Source organism: Stenotrophomonas aracearum (assembly GCF_031834615.1).
Classification (GTDB): domain Bacteria; phylum Pseudomonadota; class Gammaproteobacteria; order Xanthomonadales; family Xanthomonadaceae; genus Stenotrophomonas; species Stenotrophomonas aracearum.
The window spans coordinates 3,298,570-3,315,389 of record NZ_CP115543.1 but is presented as its reverse complement, the minus strand read 5'-3'; the positions used below and the strand labels follow the sequence as shown (position 1 = coordinate 3,315,389).

The 16,820-nt window shown below is 65.7% G+C and carries 17 protein-coding genes and 1 tRNA gene; 7 read left to right on the top strand and 11 right to left on the bottom strand.

Features of this window, described 5'->3' with window-relative positions; genetic code table 11:
- Positions 1-25: 25 nt before the first annotated feature.
- From PDM28_RS15010 to PDM28_RS14995, 4 genes are all read right to left on the bottom strand, one after another.
- A complete protein-coding gene (locus PDM28_RS15010) occupies positions 26-1,447 on the bottom strand; it encodes a M28 family peptidase (protein ID WP_311182659.1) in 1,422 nt (473 codons plus the stop codon).
- Between the two features lie 214 nt (positions 1,448-1,661).
- On the bottom strand, positions 1,662-2,066 hold the full coding sequence (mscL, locus tag PDM28_RS15005) for a large-conductance mechanosensitive channel protein MscL (RefSeq protein WP_102945209.1): 405 nt from the start codon (positions 2,064-2,066) through the stop codon (positions 1,662-1,664).
- 59 nt (positions 2,067-2,125) lie between these two features.
- The gene (locus tag PDM28_RS15000; protein ID WP_311182658.1) at positions 2,126-2,833 is read right to left on the bottom strand and encodes a fumarylacetoacetate hydrolase family protein; all 708 of its coding nucleotides are present in this window, start codon (positions 2,831-2,833) and stop codon (positions 2,126-2,128) included.
- Between the two features lie 81 nt (positions 2,834-2,914).
- A complete protein-coding gene (locus PDM28_RS14995) occupies positions 2,915-3,190 on the bottom strand; it encodes a hypothetical protein (RefSeq protein ID WP_070207477.1) in 276 nt (91 codons plus the stop codon).
- Between the two features lie 177 nt (positions 3,191-3,367).
- Here PDM28_RS14995 and PDM28_RS14990 point away from each other — a divergent pair, with 177 nt between their 5' ends.
- The gene (locus PDM28_RS14990) at positions 3,368-3,715 is read left to right on the top strand and encodes a Rieske (2Fe-2S) protein (protein WP_311182657.1); all 348 of its coding nucleotides are present in this window, start codon (positions 3,368-3,370) and stop codon (positions 3,713-3,715) included.
- 58 nt (positions 3,716-3,773) lie between these two features.
- Here PDM28_RS14990 and PDM28_RS14985 read toward each other — a convergent pair whose 3' ends face one another.
- The 4 genes from PDM28_RS14985 to thiS all read right to left on the bottom strand — a co-directional run bounded on the left by PDM28_RS14985 (position 3,774) and on the right by thiS (position 7,478).
- Positions 3,774-5,621 (bottom strand): SLC13 family permease, encoded by a 1,848-nt coding sequence (locus PDM28_RS14985; RefSeq protein WP_311182656.1) that lies wholly within the window; start codon positions 5,619-5,621, stop codon positions 3,774-3,776.
- A 27-nt stretch (positions 5,622-5,648) separates the two neighbouring features.
- Complete coding sequence (trmB, locus tag PDM28_RS14980; protein WP_311182655.1) at positions 5,649-6,383, bottom strand: tRNA (guanosine(46)-N7)-methyltransferase TrmB; 735 nt, start codon at positions 6,381-6,383, stop codon at positions 5,649-5,651.
- Entirely contained in the window at positions 6,383-7,177 is a 795-nt protein-coding gene (locus PDM28_RS14975; RefSeq protein WP_311182654.1) for a thiazole synthase, read from the bottom strand. The genes trmB and PDM28_RS14975 overlap by 1 nt, the downstream gene beginning before the upstream one ends.
- 100 nt (positions 7,178-7,277) lie before the next feature.
- Positions 7,278-7,478, bottom strand: a complete 201-nt coding sequence (thiS, locus tag PDM28_RS14970; protein ID WP_311182653.1) for a sulfur carrier protein ThiS — start codon at positions 7,476-7,478, stop codon at positions 7,278-7,280.
- Between the two features lie 203 nt (positions 7,479-7,681).
- Here thiS and PDM28_RS14965 point away from each other — a divergent pair, with 203 nt between their 5' ends.
- From PDM28_RS14965 to PDM28_RS14940, 6 genes are all read left to right on the top strand, one after another.
- Complete coding sequence (locus PDM28_RS14965) at positions 7,682-9,511, top strand: autotransporter outer membrane beta-barrel domain-containing protein (protein WP_311182652.1); 1,830 nt, start codon at positions 7,682-7,684, stop codon at positions 9,509-9,511.
- A gap of 98 nt (positions 9,512-9,609) precedes the next feature.
- Positions 9,610-9,683 (top strand) — tRNA-Gly (locus PDM28_RS14960).
- A 311-nt stretch (positions 9,684-9,994) separates the two neighbouring features.
- Positions 9,995-10,900 (top strand): 30S ribosomal protein S6--L-glutamate ligase, encoded by a 906-nt coding sequence (rimK, locus tag PDM28_RS14955; protein ID WP_311182651.1) that lies wholly within the window; start codon positions 9,995-9,997, stop codon positions 10,898-10,900.
- Between the two features lie 232 nt (positions 10,901-11,132).
- The gene (locus PDM28_RS14950) at positions 11,133-11,606 is read left to right on the top strand and encodes a hypothetical protein (protein WP_102945217.1); all 474 of its coding nucleotides are present in this window, start codon (positions 11,133-11,135) and stop codon (positions 11,604-11,606) included.
- Positions 11,607-11,736: 130 nt separating this feature from the next.
- On the top strand, positions 11,737-12,414 hold the full coding sequence (locus PDM28_RS14945; RefSeq protein ID WP_017356179.1) for a response regulator transcription factor: 678 nt from the start codon (positions 11,737-11,739) through the stop codon (positions 12,412-12,414).
- Positions 12,377-13,741, top strand: coding sequence for a sensor histidine kinase (locus PDM28_RS14940; RefSeq protein ID WP_311182647.1), 1,365 nt, complete (start codon positions 12,377-12,379; stop codon positions 13,739-13,741). Before PDM28_RS14945 ends, PDM28_RS14940 begins: the two co-directional genes overlap by 38 nt.
- An 89-nt stretch (positions 13,742-13,830) precedes the next feature.
- Here the strand turns inward: PDM28_RS14940 and coaE are convergent, their stop codons facing one another.
- Genes coaE through PDM28_RS14925 form a run of 3 tightly spaced genes read right to left on the bottom strand, consistent with a single transcriptional unit; the run spans position 13,831 to position 16,591 of the window.
- Positions 13,831-14,436 (bottom strand): dephospho-CoA kinase, encoded by a 606-nt coding sequence (gene coaE / locus PDM28_RS14935; RefSeq protein WP_311182645.1) that lies wholly within the window; start codon positions 14,434-14,436, stop codon positions 13,831-13,833.
- Between the two features lie 24 nt (positions 14,437-14,460).
- On the bottom strand, positions 14,461-15,324 hold the full coding sequence (locus PDM28_RS14930) for a prepilin peptidase (protein ID WP_311182644.1): 864 nt from the start codon (positions 15,322-15,324) through the stop codon (positions 14,461-14,463).
- A 7-nt stretch (positions 15,325-15,331) separates the two neighbouring features.
- On the bottom strand, positions 15,332-16,591 hold the full coding sequence (locus PDM28_RS14925; protein WP_311182643.1) for a type II secretion system F family protein: 1,260 nt from the start codon (positions 16,589-16,591) through the stop codon (positions 15,332-15,334).
- Positions 16,592-16,820 lie beyond the last annotated feature (229 nt).

The following is a 16,820-nucleotide window of genomic DNA, read 5'->3' as shown; positions in this document are numbered from 1 at the left end:
AAAGATCCGCTCTACGCCGTCACCCTCACTCGTTAGGCGGCGTGGTCGCCTTCGCTTCGCTGCCGAAACCGCCATCAGCCTCAGCCGCCAGGTACGCGAACACCGTATACGCAGCCACGTTCTGCGCCAGCGCGGCCGGCTCGATCTTGTCCAGCGTATCGTCGGCGGTGTGGTGCAGGTTGAAGTAGTCGGTCCCGTCCTGCGCCAGCCACGCCCATGCACCGCCCTTGGCCGCCAGCGGGCCGATATCCGGACCCGGGCCGCCCTTGTCGGCGTTGTACTCGATGCCCAGCGGCTTGAGCACTTCGGCGATCTGGCGGGTCGCCTCGCGCGAGCCTTCCGGATTCGGCGAGCCGGTGTTGAACGCATAGATGCGGCCCGCACCGAAGTCGCTCTCCGCAGCCAGCTGGTGCAGCGCGATGTCCTTGGCGTGCGCTTCGGCGTACGCCTTGCCGCCGTACAGGCCCTGTTCTTCGTTGGCGAACGCCACCACGCGGATGCTGCGCTTCGGTGCCTGCTTGAGCTGGCCGATCAGGTGGCCGGCGGCCATGGTCAGAGCCACGCCCGCGCCATCATCGATCGCACCGGTGCCCAGGTCCCACGAATCGAGGTGACCGCCGATCACCACCACTTCCTTCGGCAGGCTGCGCCCGGTGATCTCGCCGATCACGTTGTACGACGTGGCGGTGCCGTCCCAGCCGCAATCCAGGCTGAGCTTCACCGTGGTCGGCCCAAGCGCGACCAGGCGCGCCAGCTGGTTGGCGTCCGGCACCGACAGCGCCGCCGACGGCACCGGAGTCAGGCCGTCATCGAAACGGGTGATGCCGGTATGCGGCACGCGGTGCGAGTCGGTACCCGCCGAGCGCATCACGAAGCCCACCGCACCCTTGCGGATCGCCTCGGACGGGCCCTTGCTGCGCACCGCGCCGCCGTTGCCGTAATCGCGGCCGTCGCGGTAGGCGGTCATCTGGTAATCGACGAATGCGATCTTGCCCTTCAGCGAACCTTCCGGCGCAGCCTGCAGCGCGGCCAGGTCGGCAAAGCGCACCACTTCGGCCTCGACCGTGCCGCCCGGACTGCCACCCAGCGCGGTGATCGAAAGCGGCTGGGCGTGCTTTCCAGTCACCGAGGCATGTTCACTGCGGCGCTCCCACTTCGGGAAGGTCACCGGCTCTTTCCACACCTTGTCGAAGCCCAGGGCCTTGAACTTGGCTTCGGCCCAGGCCACGGCGCGGGCGTCGGCCTCGCTGCCGGCGATGCGCGGACCGATCTCGGTGGTCAGCGATTCCACCACCTTCCAGCCGGTGTCGTCCTTCAGGGCCTGCTCGCGCAGCTCGGCAGCGGTGGCCAGCGACTTCGGCGGCAGGGTAGTGGTGCCGGTCGCGGAGAACGCCGGGGCGGCCAGCAGGGCAAGGGAAGATGCGATGGCAAGAACGCGGCGACGCATGGGACGGACTCCGGGGCAACAGGGCGGAAGCCTTCGAGCTTAGCAGCCTGCCCGCCACGCACATGGGCGCAAGGTCATGGTTCGGCGGACGCTGTATCCCAAAATGCAGAACCCCGCCGAAGCGGGGTTCCGTAGTGCCGGCCGCTGGCCGGCTCTTCCGAATGTCCGAACACCGCCTGGAGCCGGCCGGCGGCCGGCACTACGGCGGGGCCGATCACTGCTTCAGGTTGTCGCGGATCTCACGCAGCAGCAGGATCTCTTCCTTCGGCGCAGCCGGCGCGGCTTCCTTCTTGCGCGCAATACGATTGATCACCTTGATCAGCAGGAAGATCGCAAATGCCACGATCACGAACTGCACCAGCGTATTGAGGAAATCGCCGTAACCGATCACCACCGCCGGAATCTCGGTGCCATCGGCAGCGACCCGCGCCGGCGCCAGCGTCCACGCCATCTCCGAGAAATCCACACGGCCAATCAACCAACCCAGCGGCGGCATGATGATCTTCTCCACCAGCGCGGTAACGATCTTGCCGAACGCAGCACCGATGACCACACCGACCGCCAGGTCGATGACGTTGCCACGCATGGCAAATTCCTTGAACTCAGTCAGCATTCCCATCGGGTTCTCCTGTAGCGGGCGAAATCAAATGACGCTGCACGTTAGCGCAGCGCATGTCGTCATCCGGCGACGATGCCGTGGCGTTCGGCCACGTTTTCAAGGCGCGCGCTGAAACGGTCGCCCGGCTTCAAGGCGGCAACGCCGGCCGGCGTGCCCATGAACACCAGGTCGCCCGCACGCAGCGCCCACAGCTTCGACAGCTCGTGCAGGATCTCCGGCACATTCCAGATCATCTGGTCCAGCAGCGACTGCTGGCGCACCTCGCCGTTGATCTCCAGCGAAAGATTGAGCGCGGCCAGGTCGCCCACTTCCGCAGCCGGCACCAGTTCGCTCATCGGCGCGGAATAGTCGAAGCCCTTGGCCGTATCCCACGGATGGCCCTTGGCTTTCGCCGCCGCCTGCAGGTCGCGGCGGGTCAGGTCCAGGCCCACGCCGTAGCCGAACACCAGCGACTCGGCCTGGTCCACCGGCAGCTCGCCGGCCGGCGCATCGCGGCCAATGGCCACCACCAGCTCCACCTCGTGGTGCAGGTCCTGGGTGGCGGGCGGGTAGGGGATGACATCGTCATGGCCAACCACGATCGCATCGGCCGGCTTGCTGAAGAACATCGGGCGGCCGCGATCATCCGCAGCGGGAACCGGAGCGCCCATTTCCTTGGCATGGTCGGCGAAATTGCGGCCCACGCAGTACACGCGGCGCACCGGGAACATACCGCCGCCCGCAACCGGAATGCGGGTAGGTTCGGGCGTAGGGATCACATCAGTCATGCGCGCATCCAGAAGCAAGGGGATACACGCAGTGTAGTGCCGGCCGCCGGCCGGCAACAACGCCGAATCAGGGCAAAACCATCAACGCGACAACGGCAGCGCCTGCTTGCGCACCACGCGGTACTCGCCTTCCACCACCTGCGGGTCGGCCGCACGCGCCGCCTGCTTGCGGTTGGCCAGCAGCTTCCACGCCACGCCGGCGATGATCATAGCCGCGCCCACGAACACACCCACGAACACCAATGCGGCGAGGATCGCCAGACCGAGCAGACCCACCGCAACGCGCACCAACGGATGGCGCGGCTTGCGCGGCGCAAACAGGGAGCGGAACTGGTTGAACTGGAAGCGGTTGTACATGGCGGTTCTTTGGCTGAAGTCAGCGAGGTGCCAGTATCCCGACACCGTTCTGTCATTGAGTGAAAAATACGTTAATCACGACACTGGTTCATTTGAAATCAACCACTTGTGTTCATCGTGGAGCCAGTCACATGACGGCATGCGAGAATGGCGCTCCCTGTACTGGATCGCGTTGCCATGTCTGTGTCCGATGTTTCCGCCACCCCGCTGATCGCGCTGGAACGTATTGATGACGGGGGTTTTGCCGAGGTGGAAGCGTGCGTGGACGGCGACCATGAATCTTTGGTGCTCTATCGCGAAGGCGACACGGTACGCGCCTGGCTGAACATCTGTCCGCATGCGGGTCGCCGGTTGGATTGGGCGCCGGGGCAGTTCCTGAAGAGCAAGGCGGGCGACCTGGTCTGCGCTGCGCACGGGGCGTCGTTCTCGCTGGACAACGGAGAGTGTGTTGCAGGGCCGTGCAAGGGCGATCGTCTGCGGACCGTTGCGGTGCAGGTGGTGGCAGGGCAGGTGGTTCTGGCGTAGCGAGCGGTGGAGGACCGCCTGGGTCGGCCAGCGGCCGACGCTACCGGCAATGCGTCGGTCAGAACATGAGGTTGATCATTACCACTACGACGGCGGTGTAGATCAACGACAACGGCGCACCCACCCGCCACAACTCACGTGGCGTGTAGTTTGCCGGGCCGGTGATCATCGAGATCACCGGATTGGACTGTGTCATCAGGTTGTTCGACGCCGACAACGCCACAATGAGCGCGAATGCGGTCGGGCTGCCGCCGGCCGCCAATGCCAGGTTCACCGCGATCGGCACCATCACGATGGTCGCGCCCACGTGGCTGATGACCAGCGAGAACACCGTGGTCAGCAGCGCCAGCGCGATCTCCAGCACCCACACCGGAATGCCGGTGGGCAGGCGGTCGATGGTATGCCCGGCCACCCACGCCGCCGCACCGCTGCTGTCCATCGCCCAGCCCAGTGGAATCAGCCCGGCCATCATGAACACGGTTTTCCAGTTGATCGAGGCGTAGGCCTCGTCCATGCGCAGCACCCCGGTCAGCAGCATGCCGGCCACGCCGGTCATCAGCGTCAGTGCGACCGGCAGCCTGGAGGTCAGCGCGATCAGGATCGTGATGGCGAAGATCGACATCGCGATCTTGAACTTGTGCGGGCGCTGTTCGCCCTTCGGGTAGTCGGTCACTACCACGAAGTCGCGGCTCTTGGCCGCCTGCGCCAGGTCGGTCCAGATGCTGTGGAACACCAGCATGTCGCCGGCGCGCAGCGGCACGTTGCGCACGTCCTCGCGGATCACCTGCTTGTCGCGGTTGATCGCCAGCAGGCTGATCCCGCGCTGCTTGCGCAGGCGCAGATCCGAAGCGCTCTTGCCGATCACGTCCGAGGTGGGCGGCACCACCGCTTCGGAAATACCGGCGCGGCTGGGGTTGAACAGGTCGCCCAAGTGCTTCAGGCGCGAGGACATGCGCAGGAACTGGTTCTGCGCGAAGTCGCTGACCTGCTGCCGGCTGCCCATCACCCCGAGCACGCTGCCCACCCAGATCCGCATCTCCGCTGGCGGGGCCAGGCGGGTGTCGTTGCCGGTTTTCAGCGCCAGCATCAGCGGCGCATCGTGGACCAGCTCGGCCTCGCCCAGGGTCATGCCCACCAGCGGGCTTTCCGCGCTGACCACCAGCTCGAACACATCGCCCTCGATGCCGTAGGTCTTGGCGAAATAGCTTTCGGTCCGCGCCGGGGTGACGCCGTCGTTGGCCAGCGTTTCCTCTTCCACCAGCTTGCGGTCGCCGAAGTAGCGGAAGTACAGCAGCGAGGCGACCAGCAGCGCCAGGCCGATCGGCAGCGGCGCGAACATGCGCAGCGGCTCGATGGTGGCCAGGCCCGAGGGCAGGTTGTTGTTGGCCGAGGCCAGCAGATCGTTGAGCAGGATCAGCGGCGAGTTGCCGACCATGGTCAGTGCGCCGCCCATGACGATGGCCGCGGCAATCGGCAGCAGCAACCGCTGCAGCGTCAGCCCGGTGCGCGCCGCCAGCCGCGACGCGACCGGCAGGTACAGCGCCATGACCGACGGGTTCTGCATGAACGACGAATTCAAGCCGGCAATCGCCGTGGTCATCATCAGCAGCCGCGTTTCCACCCCGTGCCCGCGCCGCAGCAGCCAGGCCGCCAGCCGGTTCAGTGCCCCGGTGCGGTCCAGGCCGGCACCCAGGATGGTGGTGGCGATGATGCTCATCACCGCGTTACCGCTGAAGCCGCCGAAGATTTCCTCCGGCGCGATCAGGCCCGTGACGCCCAGCACCACCAGCACCACCAGCGCCACCACGTCGGCGCGGATGCGTTCGAACAGGAACATCGCCATCGTGAAGCCGACCAGCCCGAGAACGAGCTTCATGTCGGTGGTCAGCGTCAGCGTGGTGTCCATGGGGTGGTGCGGTTCCTTGGGGAGGGATCAGGTACGGTCGTACAACAGGTCCCAGACGCCATGGCCAAGTTTCTGGCCGCGGGTCTCGAAGTGGGTCTGCGGTCGCCACTCCGGCCGCTCCACCTGGCCGCGCGGACCGGCGCGGTTGGTCAGGCCTGCAGTGGCCTCGAGCACGTCCCACATCTGCTCGGCATAGTCTTCCCAGTCGGTGGCGCAATGCAGCCGGCCACCCACGCGCAGCTTGCGCACCAGCAGCTCGGCGAAGCCCGGCTGGATCAGGCGGCGCTTGTTGTGGCGCTTCTTGTGCCACGGGTCCGGGAAATAGATGCGCACTTCGTCCAGCGCGCCATCGGCGATTTCCTTTTCCAGCACTTCCACCGCGTCGTGGTGGAACAGGCGCACGTGGTCGGCGTTGTCTTCGGCCAGCGCGTTGAGCAGGCGGCCCACGCCGGGGGCGTGCACTTCCAGCCCGATGTAGTCGCGGCTCGGGTCCTGCTGCGCGGCAAAGCGCAGCGCGGCGCCGTTGCCGAAGCCGATTTCCAGCACCTTGTGCGCATCGCGCCCGAAGGTGGCGTCCAGGTCGCGCGGCTGGCCGGTGTAATCCAGCCCGAAGCGCGGCCAGGCATCGTCGAAGGCGCGCTGCTGGGCGGGGGTGAAGCGACCCTGGCGCAGCACGAAGCTGCGCACTTCGCGGCGGCCTTCGGTGGCAGTGAAGGGCTTGGGCGGCGCCTTGGCGCCAGCACTGTCGAAGGGATTGGTCATCAGCCGATCAACCCGTCCACCGGCGAGGACGCGCTCGCGTAGCGCTTGCGCGGAATGCGCCCGGCCAGGAACGCCTCGCGCCCGGCTTCAACGGCCTTGCGCATCGCACTGGCCATCAGCACCGGGTTGCGTGCGCCGGCAATGGCGGTGTTCATCAGCACGCCGTCGCAGCCCAGCTCCATCGCGATTGCCGCGTCCGAAGCCGTGCCCACGCCGGCGTCGACGATGATCGGCACCTTCGCGCTTTCGATGATTTCCAGCAGGTTGTACCTGTTCTGGATGCCCAGGCCCGAGCCGATTGGCGCGGCCAGCGGCATCACCGCCACGCAGCCGATCTCTTCCAGGCGCTTGGCCAGGATCGGGTCGTCGGAGGTGTAGACCATCACCTCGAAGCCGTCCTTGACCAGCTGTTCGGCGGCCTTGAGGGTCTGCACCACGTCCGGGTACAGCGTCTTCTGGTCGCCCAGCACTTCCAGCTTGGTCAGGTTGTGGCCGTCCAGCAGCTCGCGCGCCAGCCGGCAGGTGCGCACCGCGTCTTCGGCGGTGTAGCAGCCGGCAGTGTTGGGCAGGATGGTGAAGCGGTCCGGCGGCAGCACGTCCAGCAGGTTCGGCTCGCCCGGGTTCTGCCCGATGTTCGTGCGGCGGATCGCCACGGTCACGATCTGGGCGCCGGCTGCGTCGGTGGCAGCGCGGGTTTCATCCAGGTCCTTGAACTTGCCGGTCCCGGTCAGCAGCCGGGATGCATAGGTCTTGCCGGCGATCACCAGCGAATCGGGGGAAGAATGAGCAGTCATGGAAGAATTATCGCCCAACCCGACCATTCCTGTCCGGTCGTTCCGAACCTCCCGTGTTCCCGGTAGCGCCGGCCGTTGGCCGGCCCAGGCGGTCTTTCCGTCAACCGCCACCCAACGCATGCACGATTTCCACCCGATCACCGTCCTCCAACGCACGGGTCGCATGCAGGCTCCGGGTAACAATCTCACCATTGACCTCCACCGCCACCCGGCGCTCGGTCAACTGTTCGATCAGCAGCAGGTCCAACACGGTCGCACTTTGCGGAAGCTGGCGGTCTTCGCCATTGAGCAGGATGTTCATGACGGGATTGTCCCCCAAACGCGCCGGTTCTGCGTACCCTTGCGCCCCCACCGGAACCCACCCCGGCGCTGTCCCGTCTGCGCATCGCGGCCCTCGGTCCCCGGCCATGTCGCAGCGCAGCGTGATGTCACCGGGGTGCAGTGGAACCATGGCACCGTGCGCCGGCGTACGTCGGCTGTCCTCACCCGAAATGGAGTTTTTTCATGCAGCTCAGCAAGCGTCCCCTGCGTTCCCTGATGGCCGTGGCCATCGCCCTGGCGGCCGTACCGGCGATGGCGCAGTCGCCCTATTCGCGCACCGTCTTCATCGGCGACAGCCTGACCGACCAGGGCTACTTCCGCCCGCTGCTGCCGGCCTCGGTGCAGCCGGTCACCGGCCAGTTCACCACCAACCCGGGCTGGGTCTGGGCCCAGTACGTGGCCGACTACTACGGCACCAACGCCACCGCCCACGGCAACGGCCAGGGTGGCGACAACTACGCCATCGGCGGCGCCCGTGTCGGCGTGGACACCACCCAGACCCTGGCCCCGGGCACCCCAGCCATTCCGGTCTACTCGCTCAAGACCCAGACCGCGCAGTACCTGGCCGCCAACGGCGGCAAGGCCGACGCCAACGCCCTGTACACCGTGTGGGGCGGCGCCAATGACCTGTTCGCCATCCAGGCCGGCGCACCGCTGCAGGCCACCCTCGGCGCGGCCGTGACCGACCAGGTCGGCATCGTCGGCACCCTCAAGAACGCCGGCGCCCAGTACATCGTGGTGCCGACCCTGCCGGACATCGGCCTGACCCCGGCCGCACGCGCCGGCGGCGCCGTGGGCATGGCGCAGGGCACCGCCCTGGCCAAGGCCTACAACGATGCCCTGTTCGGTGGCCTGAAGGCCGCCGGCCTGCAGGTGATTCCGGTGGACACCTTCCACATCCTGCAGGAAATCGTCGCCAGCCCGGCCACCTACGGCTTCGTCAACGTCACCAGCCCGGCCTGCACCACGGCCTCGTCGCTGACCTGCAACCCGACCGCCTACGTCAATCCGAACGCGGCCAACAACTACGTGTTCGCCGACGGCGTGCACCCGACCACCGCCACCCACCAGATGCTGGGCCAGTACACCCTCTCGATCCTGGAAGCCCCGCGCAACCAGCAGATCCTGACCCACTCGGCGCAGACCGTGGGCCGTGCGCGTGCCGACCAGGTCGGTTCGCACCTCGACGGTCGTCCGGCCGATGGCCTGAGCTGGTGGGGCGGCCTGCGTGGCGACATGCAGCGTTACGACCACGCCGACCTGTACGACGGCCTGGCTCCGGCCGGCCTGTTCGGTATCGACTGGGCGAAGGACGGCATGGTGGTCGGCGGCTTCGGTGGCTACGGCCGCATGGACGCCGACTTCGGCAACAGCCAGGGCGACTTCACCCAGTCCGACGCCACCCTGGGCCTGTTCGCCGGCTGGTACGGCGAGAACGTCTGGGTCAACGGCCAGGTCAGCTACAGCTGGCTGGACTACGACGTGACCCGCCGCGTGCAGCTGGGCCCGGCCGAGCGCACCCACACCGGTTCGCCGGAAGGCAGCAACCTCACCGTGGCCCTGAACGCCGGCTACGAGTTCGGCACCGAAGGCGGCTTCCGCCACGGTCCGGTTGCGGCGGTGATCTGGCAGCAGGTCAAGCTGGACGGCTACGTGGAATCCAACCCGAGCGCCACCGCGCTGGGCTACGCCGACCAGGACGCCGACTCCACCGTCGGCCGCATCGGCTGGCAGGCCCGCTTCGACGGCGGCAGCATCAAGCCGTACCTGCAGGTCACCTACGATCACGAGTTCGAAGACGACAAGCAGGCCAGCGCCTGGCTGCAGACCATGCCGGACGTGGGCATGTACAAGGTGCCGGGCCTGGAGTTCGACAAGGACTACGCCACCGCCGTACTGGGTGCGCGCATGAGCCTGTTCGGCCTGAACAGCAACATCGGCATGAGCACCACCGCCATGCAGAAGCGTGCGCGTGACGTGAGCCTGTTCGCCACGGTCAGCGGCAGCTTCTGAGTAGGGCACGACCGCTGGTCGTGCCTCATCCCAACGGGCGGCCCAGTGCCGCCCGTTGCGTTTCCAGGCGCCAGCCGCATAGAATTGCGGCGCACCATGCGGGTGTAGCTCAATGGTAGAGCTGTAGCTTCCCAAGCTACTGACGAGGGTTCGATTCCCTTCACCCGCTCCACGGTTTGCAAGGCAAACCATGGAGCGTGGCGGCCATGCCTCTATATCCCCGCGCCTGCCGGCGCGCCCCCTTTACTAAAGGGGGCTCTCAGCGAACCATTTTTCCCTGTGCTTTCAGCTGTGCGAGTGTTGCTTCCTCGTTGCGAAACTCTTGTCGGATTTGTTTCTCGATTCATTTGGTGGACTCGGACACGCGGTGCGCGAACTTGATCGATGCGCACAATCCTTAGCCTGAAAGGTATTTTCCGACCTCATCCGATCTTCCACGCCGCACGCTATGCTTCGCGTCTTACCCTACCCCCCGAAGCTGCGATGAAACTGGCCATCCTTTCCCGCAACAGCAAGCTGTACTCCACGCGGCGGTTGGTGGACGCGGCGCGGTCGCGGGGGCATACCGTGCGGGTGCTGGACCCGCTGCGCTGCTACATGCGCATTGCCGCCAACGGCTTCACCCTTCACTACAAGGGCCGGCCCATCACCGGGGTGGATGCGGTGATTCCGCGGATCGGCGCCTCCATCACCCGCTACGGCACCGCCGTGCTGCGCCAGTTCGAGATGATGGGGGCGGTAACCCCCAATCCCTCCGACGCCATCCTGCGGGCCCGCGACAAGCTGCGCGCGCACCAGATCCTGGCCTCCAAGGGCATCGACATGCCCGTCACCGTATTCGGCGACAACCCCGACGACACCGTGGACCTGCTGTCCATGCTCGGCCCGCCGCCGCACGTGGTGAAGCTCAACGAGGGCACCCAGGGCAGGGGGGTGATCCTGACCGAGAAGGCCAGCGCCTCGCGCGGCATCGTCGAGGCCCTGCGCGGCCTGTATGCCAACTTCCTGATGCAGGAATTCATCGGCGAAGCCCAGGGCGCGGACCTGCGCTGCCTGGTGGTGGGCGACCACGTGGTGGCAGCCATGCAGCGCCAGGCGCCGGAAGGGGACTTCCGCTCCAACCTGCATGCCGGCGGCAGCGCCCGCGCCGCCAAGGCCACCCGGGCCGAGCAGCAGGTCGCCGTGCGCTCGGCCAAGGCGCTGGGGCTGGGCATTGCCGGGGTGGACCTGATCCGCTCCAGCCGGGGCCCGCTGGTGCTGGAGGTGAACTCCACGCCCGGCTTGGAAGGCATTGAAGGCATCAATCAGGATGACCTCGCCGGGCGCATCATCGAGCACGTGGCGGGGCAGGTGGCGGCCATGAAAAAGCCAGTAAAATCAAAGCATTGAGAATCTCATGGCCCCGTGGCACCGGTTTTAACACCGGTTTAATCGCCCCCGGCGTAGGCTTCATCAGACCGCAGCTCTGCCCTCCTCAGCAGATAACGGTAATCGGGAATGACTTCAGGCCCGGGTGGGCATCCACCCGGGCCTTTTTCTGCCCTGCCGGAGGTCACATTGTTTCGGCCGCAGTTGCGCCTTAAAGTGACTACTTCGTTCATGGAAGGATGGGGTGAGGGTTATGTACCGTATTGGCTCGATCGTAATGATGTTGGCGCTGGCAGGCTCGGCGCATGCGCTGGCTGCAACCAGCAAGGATGCCGTGCAGATGGGCGGTGCAAAGCCGGTTGCCGAGCAGATCCGCGAGGTTGAACTGGCCATGGCCAGTGACAAGTACAGCGAACTGACGCTGGAGAACAAGAGCGCCGTGCAGGCCTCGCTCAACCAGATCCGCGCCCAGATGGGCGACCACGAGCGGATCGACCAGGTCGCGCCGCAGAACAAGGTGGCGATCTTCAACGAGCAGGAAAAGATCAACACGATCCTGACCCAGGGTCATGCGGACAGCCGCCTGGTCTGCCGCCGCGAAAAGACCGTGGGCAGCAATTTCCCCACCAACAACTGCATGACCGTTGCCGAGCGCCGCCGCGCGACCGAGAACGCCCGCACCAACATGCGCGACGTCAACCGCTCGCAGCTGATCCCGCTGGACTGACCCGGTCTTCACGCCTTCGGGCGGGTACAAAATGTTAAGACGGGAACCTGTATCGTTCATTGGCTGACCATGGTCCCCCGGCGCCGCACCGGCGCTGGGGGGCAATGACTTAATCCGAACCGAGGTTCCAGTGCGCATTCTTGTAATTGAAGACAACAGCGATATCGCCGCCAATCTGGGCGACTACCTCGAAGACCGCGGCCACACCGTGGACTTCGCCGCCGACGGCGTCACCGGCCTGCACCTGGCCGTGGTGCACGAGTTCGACGCGATCGTGCTGGACCTCAACCTGCCCGGCATGGACGGCATCGAAGTCTGCCGCAAGCTCCGCAACGAAGCGCGCAAGCAGACCCCGGTGCTGATGCTGACCGCCCGCGATTCGCTGGACAACAAGCTGGCCGGTTTCGACTCCGGCGCCGACGACTACCTGATCAAGCCGTTCGCGCTGCAGGAAGTAGAGGTGCGCCTGAATGCCCTGTCGCGTCGCGGCAAGGGCGTGCAGACCCGCGTGCTGGAAACCGGCGACCTGGAGTACAACCTGGACACCCTGGAAGTGCGCCGCCAGGGCAAGCTGCTGCAGCTCAACCCCACCGCCCTGAAGATCCTGCAGGCGCTGATGGAGGCCGCACCGGCCGTGGTCACCCGGCAGGAGCTGGAAACGCGCGTGTGGGGCGAAGAACTGCCCGATTCCGACTCGCTGCGCGTGCATATCCATGGCCTGCGTGCCGTGGTGGACAAGCCGTTCGAGGTTCCGCTGATCCAGACCCGCCATGGCATCGGATACCGCATCGCCGCCCCGGAAGCCTGATCCGGTGAGCGACAGGGGGAACCGCCGCCGCGCGCCGTACCGGCGCCGGCTGCGCAGCCGCATCATCGTCTCGTTCGTGCTGTTGGGCTTTTGCCTGACGGCACTGTTCGCCTTCGCCACCAACCTGGCCCGCGCCCGCGTGGAGAACCAGCTGGTCGAAGACGTGATGAACCGCAACATCAACGAGTACGCGCACCGGTTCTTCGAAGATCCCACCAAGAATCCCGACCTGCCGGTGCAGCAGATGCGCGCGCGCATCGTGGGGCCCGACAAGTTCGAAGCGCTGCGCCTTGAAGAGCCGGACTGGTACGAGTTCAAGGACGGCATCCACAGCCTCGGCGGCGTGGACGAGCATGGCGAACGGTTCTCCTACAAGCTGGCCGTGCGCAAAACCCCCGAGGCCTGGTTCTTCCTGGCCTACGACATGACCGAAAGCCTCAAGGGCGAAGGCCAGTTGAACCGCGCGCTGTTCTTCTCGGTACTGGTGTTCAGCGCCTTGTCACTGGTGCTGGGCTGGTGGTCGGCCTCGAAGGTGATGAAGCCGGTCTCGGACCTGGCCGCGCGCCTGCGTGCATACAGGGGCGGCACCAGTGAACCGGAGCCCTTGGCCCCGCGCTTCCCTGACGACGAAGTGGGGCAGTTGGCCCAGGCCCTGGACGACTACTCCGCGCGCCTGACGGAAGTGGTCCAGCGCGACCGCGAATTCAACGCCGACGTCAGCCACGAACTGCGCACCCCGCTGGCCGTCATCCGCGGCGCCACCGAGCTGCTGCTGACCCGGCCCGACCTGGACCCCAAGGTGCTGCAGCGCCTGCAGCGCATCCAGCGCGCCGAACAGCAGTGCACCGACCTGATCGGCTCGCTGCTGCTGCTCTCGCGCAATGAGCGAGGGCAGGGCAGCAGCAACGTCGCCCGCGTCGCCGAGCAACTGCTCGACGCCCACCGCGCCCAGCTCGGCGGCAAGCCGCTCGAACTGATCCTCGAAGGCGACCGCGAACTGGTCATCGACGCCCCCGAATCCGCGCTCTCCGTGGCCCTGGGCAACCTGATCGGCAACGCCGTGAAGTACTCGCAGGAAGGTTCGGTACGCGTACGCGTCACCGACAACCGCGTGGAAGTGATCGACAGCGGCCCCGGCCTGAGCCCCGAAGACGCAGCCAAGCTGTTCCAGCGCGGCTACAGAGGCACCCATGCAGGCCATTCGCAGGGCGGCGGCATCGGTCTTTCAATCGTCAGCCGCCTGTGCGACCTCTATGGTTGGCAGGTAAACGTGAGGCCAGGCGAAGAGCGGGGCGTAGTAGCGACGCTGACGTTCGCACCCGCGTAGCGACACGCCACGCGTGTCCCACGCAAACCCCGGCCGCATCCGCCGCAAACGAACGATCATGATCCACGTCGGACACGCGCGGCGTGTCCCTACGCCATCAACCTATACGCCGCATCCAACCGCTCCACCTCGGCCTGCAACTGCTCCGGGTGCCCATCATTCACCACCACATCATCGGCCAGCGCCAACCGCTCCTCGCGGCTGGCCTGCGCCGCAATCATCCGATCGGCCAACTCCGCCGTTGACCCATCCCGCAGCATCAACCGCGCATGCTGCAAGGCCGCCGGCGCATCTACCACCAGGATCCGGTTCAACCACGGATACTGCTGCCGCCCACCGGCCTCCGTAAGCAGCGGAATGGCAGCAATCGCATACGGGCTCCCAGCCTCCTCGCAGGTCCGCCGCAGCAGCTCCCGGATGGCAGGGTGGGTGATGGCCTCCAACGCCTGCCGCTCCTGCGCCGAAGCAAAAATCCGCTCGCGCAACGCAGCACGATCCAGCTGACCATCGGCCAGCAGGATCCCCGAACCAAAATGATCAACGATCCGCGCCAGCCCTTCACTGCCAGGCGCCACCACCGCGCGGGCGGCCACGTCCGCGTCGGCCACCACGATGCCCAGCGCCTCGAACCGGCGGCTCACTTCGCTCTTGCCGGCGGCCACGCCGCCGGTCAATCCCACCACGAACTGGCTCATCGCCGTGCCCTCATCGGGGTGTCCTCAGCGCAGGCCGGACATCCGCAGGTACGCATTGATCAGCGGCTCGCCCCACATGAATACGATCCAGCCCGCAATAGCCAGGTACGGCCCAAACGGAATCGGCGTGGCGTGGTCGCGGCCCCGCGAGTACAGCCAGATCGAGCCCAGGATCGCCCCGATCACCGACGACAGCAGGATGATCGGCAGGATGCCCTTCAACCCGCACCACGCGCCCAGCGCGGCCAGCAGCTTGAAATCGCCGTGGCCCATGCCTTCCTTGCCGGTGATCTGCTTGAACAGCCACCACACGGTCCAGAGCGACAGGTATCCCGCAATCGCCCCCAACAACGCCGGTTTGGCCGGCATGTACAGGTTGTCGATACTGCCTATCAGCCCCAGCCACATCAGCGGCAGGGTGAGCTGGTCGGGCAGCAGCTGGGTCCGCAGGTCGATCCCGGAGAGGGCTACCAGGAAGCAGCTCAGCACGATCGCGCCAAAGCCCTGCCAGCCAAAGCCGAACTGCCAGACGCTGGCCACCACCAACAGCGAGGTGACCAGCTCCACCAGCGGGTACTGCTTGGAGATCGGCGCATGGCAATGGCGGCACTTGCCGCGCAGGACCAGCCAGCTGAACAGCGGGATGTTCTCGTACCAGGACAGCTTGTGCTTGCAATGCGGGCAGTGCGACGGCTCGACCACCACGCCTGGCGGCGGTGGTTCATAAATATCCGGCAGTTCCAGCACCTCGCGGGCGTCACGCTTCCACTGCCACTCCAGCCGCTTGGGCAGGCGCAGGATGACGACGTTGAGGAAGCTGCCGATCAACAGCCCCAGTGCGGCCGCGGCGGGATAGCCGAGGCCGGGATGCTGGTCAAGAAATGCCATGTTTACCTTAGCCGACGACGGCGCCGAGTTTGAAGATGGGCAGGTACATGCCGATCACCATGCCGCCGACAATGGTACCAATGAACACCATGATCATCGGTTCCATGAGGCTGCTCAACGCGTCAACGGCGTCGTTGACCTCTTGCTCGAAGTACTCCGCCACCTTGAATAGCATGGCATCCAGAGCGCCGGCTTCTTCACCGATGGCGGTCATCTGCACCACCATATGCGGGAAGATGTTGACCTGCTTCATGGCCATATTGACAGGGTAGCCGACCGATACGTCGTCGCGCATGCGCAGCACGGCTTCTTCGTAGACCTTGTTGCCCGTGGCACCGGCTACGATGCCCAAGGCCTCCACCAGCGGCACACCGGCCTTGAAGGTCACGGCCGTGGTACGGGCAAAGCGGGCGATGGCGCTGTTGTTCATGATCTGGCCGATCACGGGAATTTTGAGGACAAATCGGTCCATTGCGTGCTGCATGGGGGGGGATCGCTTGTATGCGTAAATGAACCCCGCCACCGACGCAACGATCACGATGAGGATGAGCCACCACCAAGCCACCATGAATCGAGACATGCCCACAATCATCTGCGTGAAGGCGGGCAGCTCGGCCCCAAAGCCCTTGAACACGTCTTCAAACTGAGGGACCACCCAAATGAGCAGGATTGCGCTGACGACCAGCGCCACCGCGATCACCATGATCGGGTAGAACATGGCCTTCTTGATCTTGCTCTTCAGGGCTTCGATGTTCTCCTTATAGGTCGCTACCGTGTCGAGCACCGTTTCCAGTACACCGGCGCCCTCGCCAGCCCGCACCAGATTTCGGTACAGCTCATCGAACTGGACCGGGTGCTTGCTGATAGCTTCGTACATGGACGAGCCGCCCTCGATGTCGGCCCGAATCGAGCCGACCATCTTCTTCATGCGAGGATTCTTATGACCCTCGCCGATGATCTCCAGCGAACTGACGATGGGAACGCCGGATTTCATCATGGTCGCCATCTGGCGACTGAAGAAGGCGATGTCCTTGGCAGTTATTGCCTTCCCCGCTGCCCCAAACAACGGTTTCGGCTTTGGCTTGACCACCCCGGGCATGATCCCCTGGCGGCGCAGCTCGGCGCGCAGCATGTTGGCGTTCTTCGCCGTCTGCTCGCCTTTCATCTTTACACCACGTTTGTCGGTCCCCTCCCAGACAAACGGCACCAGCTCCATGGTGCTGCGCGCCACGGGCTCTTTCTTGATTGCACTACGGCTTACGGACATAACAGGGCTCCCCAGCCACACCATCCCCAGGCGGGCTATCTCGGCGCATGGTAGCCGGTTCTTGGGCGGGTGTGCATCCCTGCGGACGAGTCGATCTGGGCAGATCCTGTGGGCCAAGCCCGTCAGAAGGTGACGCAGTGCGTCACATTGCCGGGTGCGTCGCAAAAAACTGTGAGGGGGGTTCCAATCCTTGGGATTGCTGCCATTATTGCGCCGGGGAATGTTGGGG

Bases quoted from the DNA above. Each gene is read 5' to 3' on its own strand.
- PDM28_RS15010 (WP_311182659.1), bottom strand. From the start codon at position 1,447: ATGCGTCGCCGCGTTCTTGCCATCGCATCTTCCCTTGCCCTGCTGGCC.
- mscL (WP_102945209.1), bottom strand. From the start codon at position 2,066: ATGGGAATGCTGACTGAGTTCAAGGAATTTGCCATGCGTGGCAACGTC.
- PDM28_RS15000 (WP_311182658.1), bottom strand. From the start codon at position 2,833: ATGACTGATGTGATCCCTACGCCCGAACCTACCCGCATTCCGGTTGCG.
- PDM28_RS14995 (WP_070207477.1), bottom strand. From the start codon at position 3,190: ATGTACAACCGCTTCCAGTTCAACCAGTTCCGCTCCCTGTTTGCGCCG.
- PDM28_RS14990 (WP_311182657.1), top strand. From the start codon at position 3,368: ATGTCTGTGTCCGATGTTTCCGCCACCCCGCTGATCGCGCTGGAACGT.
- PDM28_RS14985 (WP_311182656.1), bottom strand. From the start codon at position 5,621: ATGGACACCACGCTGACGCTGACCACCGACATGAAGCTCGTTCTCGGG.
- trmB (WP_311182655.1), bottom strand. From the start codon at position 6,383: ATGACCAATCCCTTCGACAGTGCTGGCGCCAAGGCGCCGCCCAAGCCC.
- PDM28_RS14975 (WP_311182654.1), bottom strand. From the start codon at position 7,177: ATGACTGCTCATTCTTCCCCCGATTCGCTGGTGATCGCCGGCAAGACC.
- thiS (WP_311182653.1), bottom strand. From the start codon at position 7,478: ATGAACATCCTGCTCAATGGCGAAGACCGCCAGCTTCCGCAAAGTGCG.
- PDM28_RS14965 (WP_311182652.1), top strand. From the start codon at position 7,682: ATGCAGCTCAGCAAGCGTCCCCTGCGTTCCCTGATGGCCGTGGCCATC.
- rimK (WP_311182651.1), top strand. From the start codon at position 9,995: ATGAAACTGGCCATCCTTTCCCGCAACAGCAAGCTGTACTCCACGCGG.
- PDM28_RS14950 (WP_102945217.1), top strand. From the start codon at position 11,133: ATGTACCGTATTGGCTCGATCGTAATGATGTTGGCGCTGGCAGGCTCG.
- PDM28_RS14940 (WP_311182647.1), top strand. From the start codon at position 12,377: ATGGCATCGGATACCGCATCGCCGCCCCGGAAGCCTGATCCGGTGAGC.
- coaE (WP_311182645.1), bottom strand. From the start codon at position 14,436: ATGAGCCAGTTCGTGGTGGGATTGACCGGCGGCGTGGCCGCCGGCAAG.
- PDM28_RS14930 (WP_311182644.1), bottom strand. From the start codon at position 15,324: ATGGCATTTCTTGACCAGCATCCCGGCCTCGGCTATCCCGCCGCGGCC.
- PDM28_RS14925 (WP_311182643.1), bottom strand. From the start codon at position 16,591: ATGTCCGTAAGCCGTAGTGCAATCAAGAAAGAGCCCGTGGCGCGCAGC.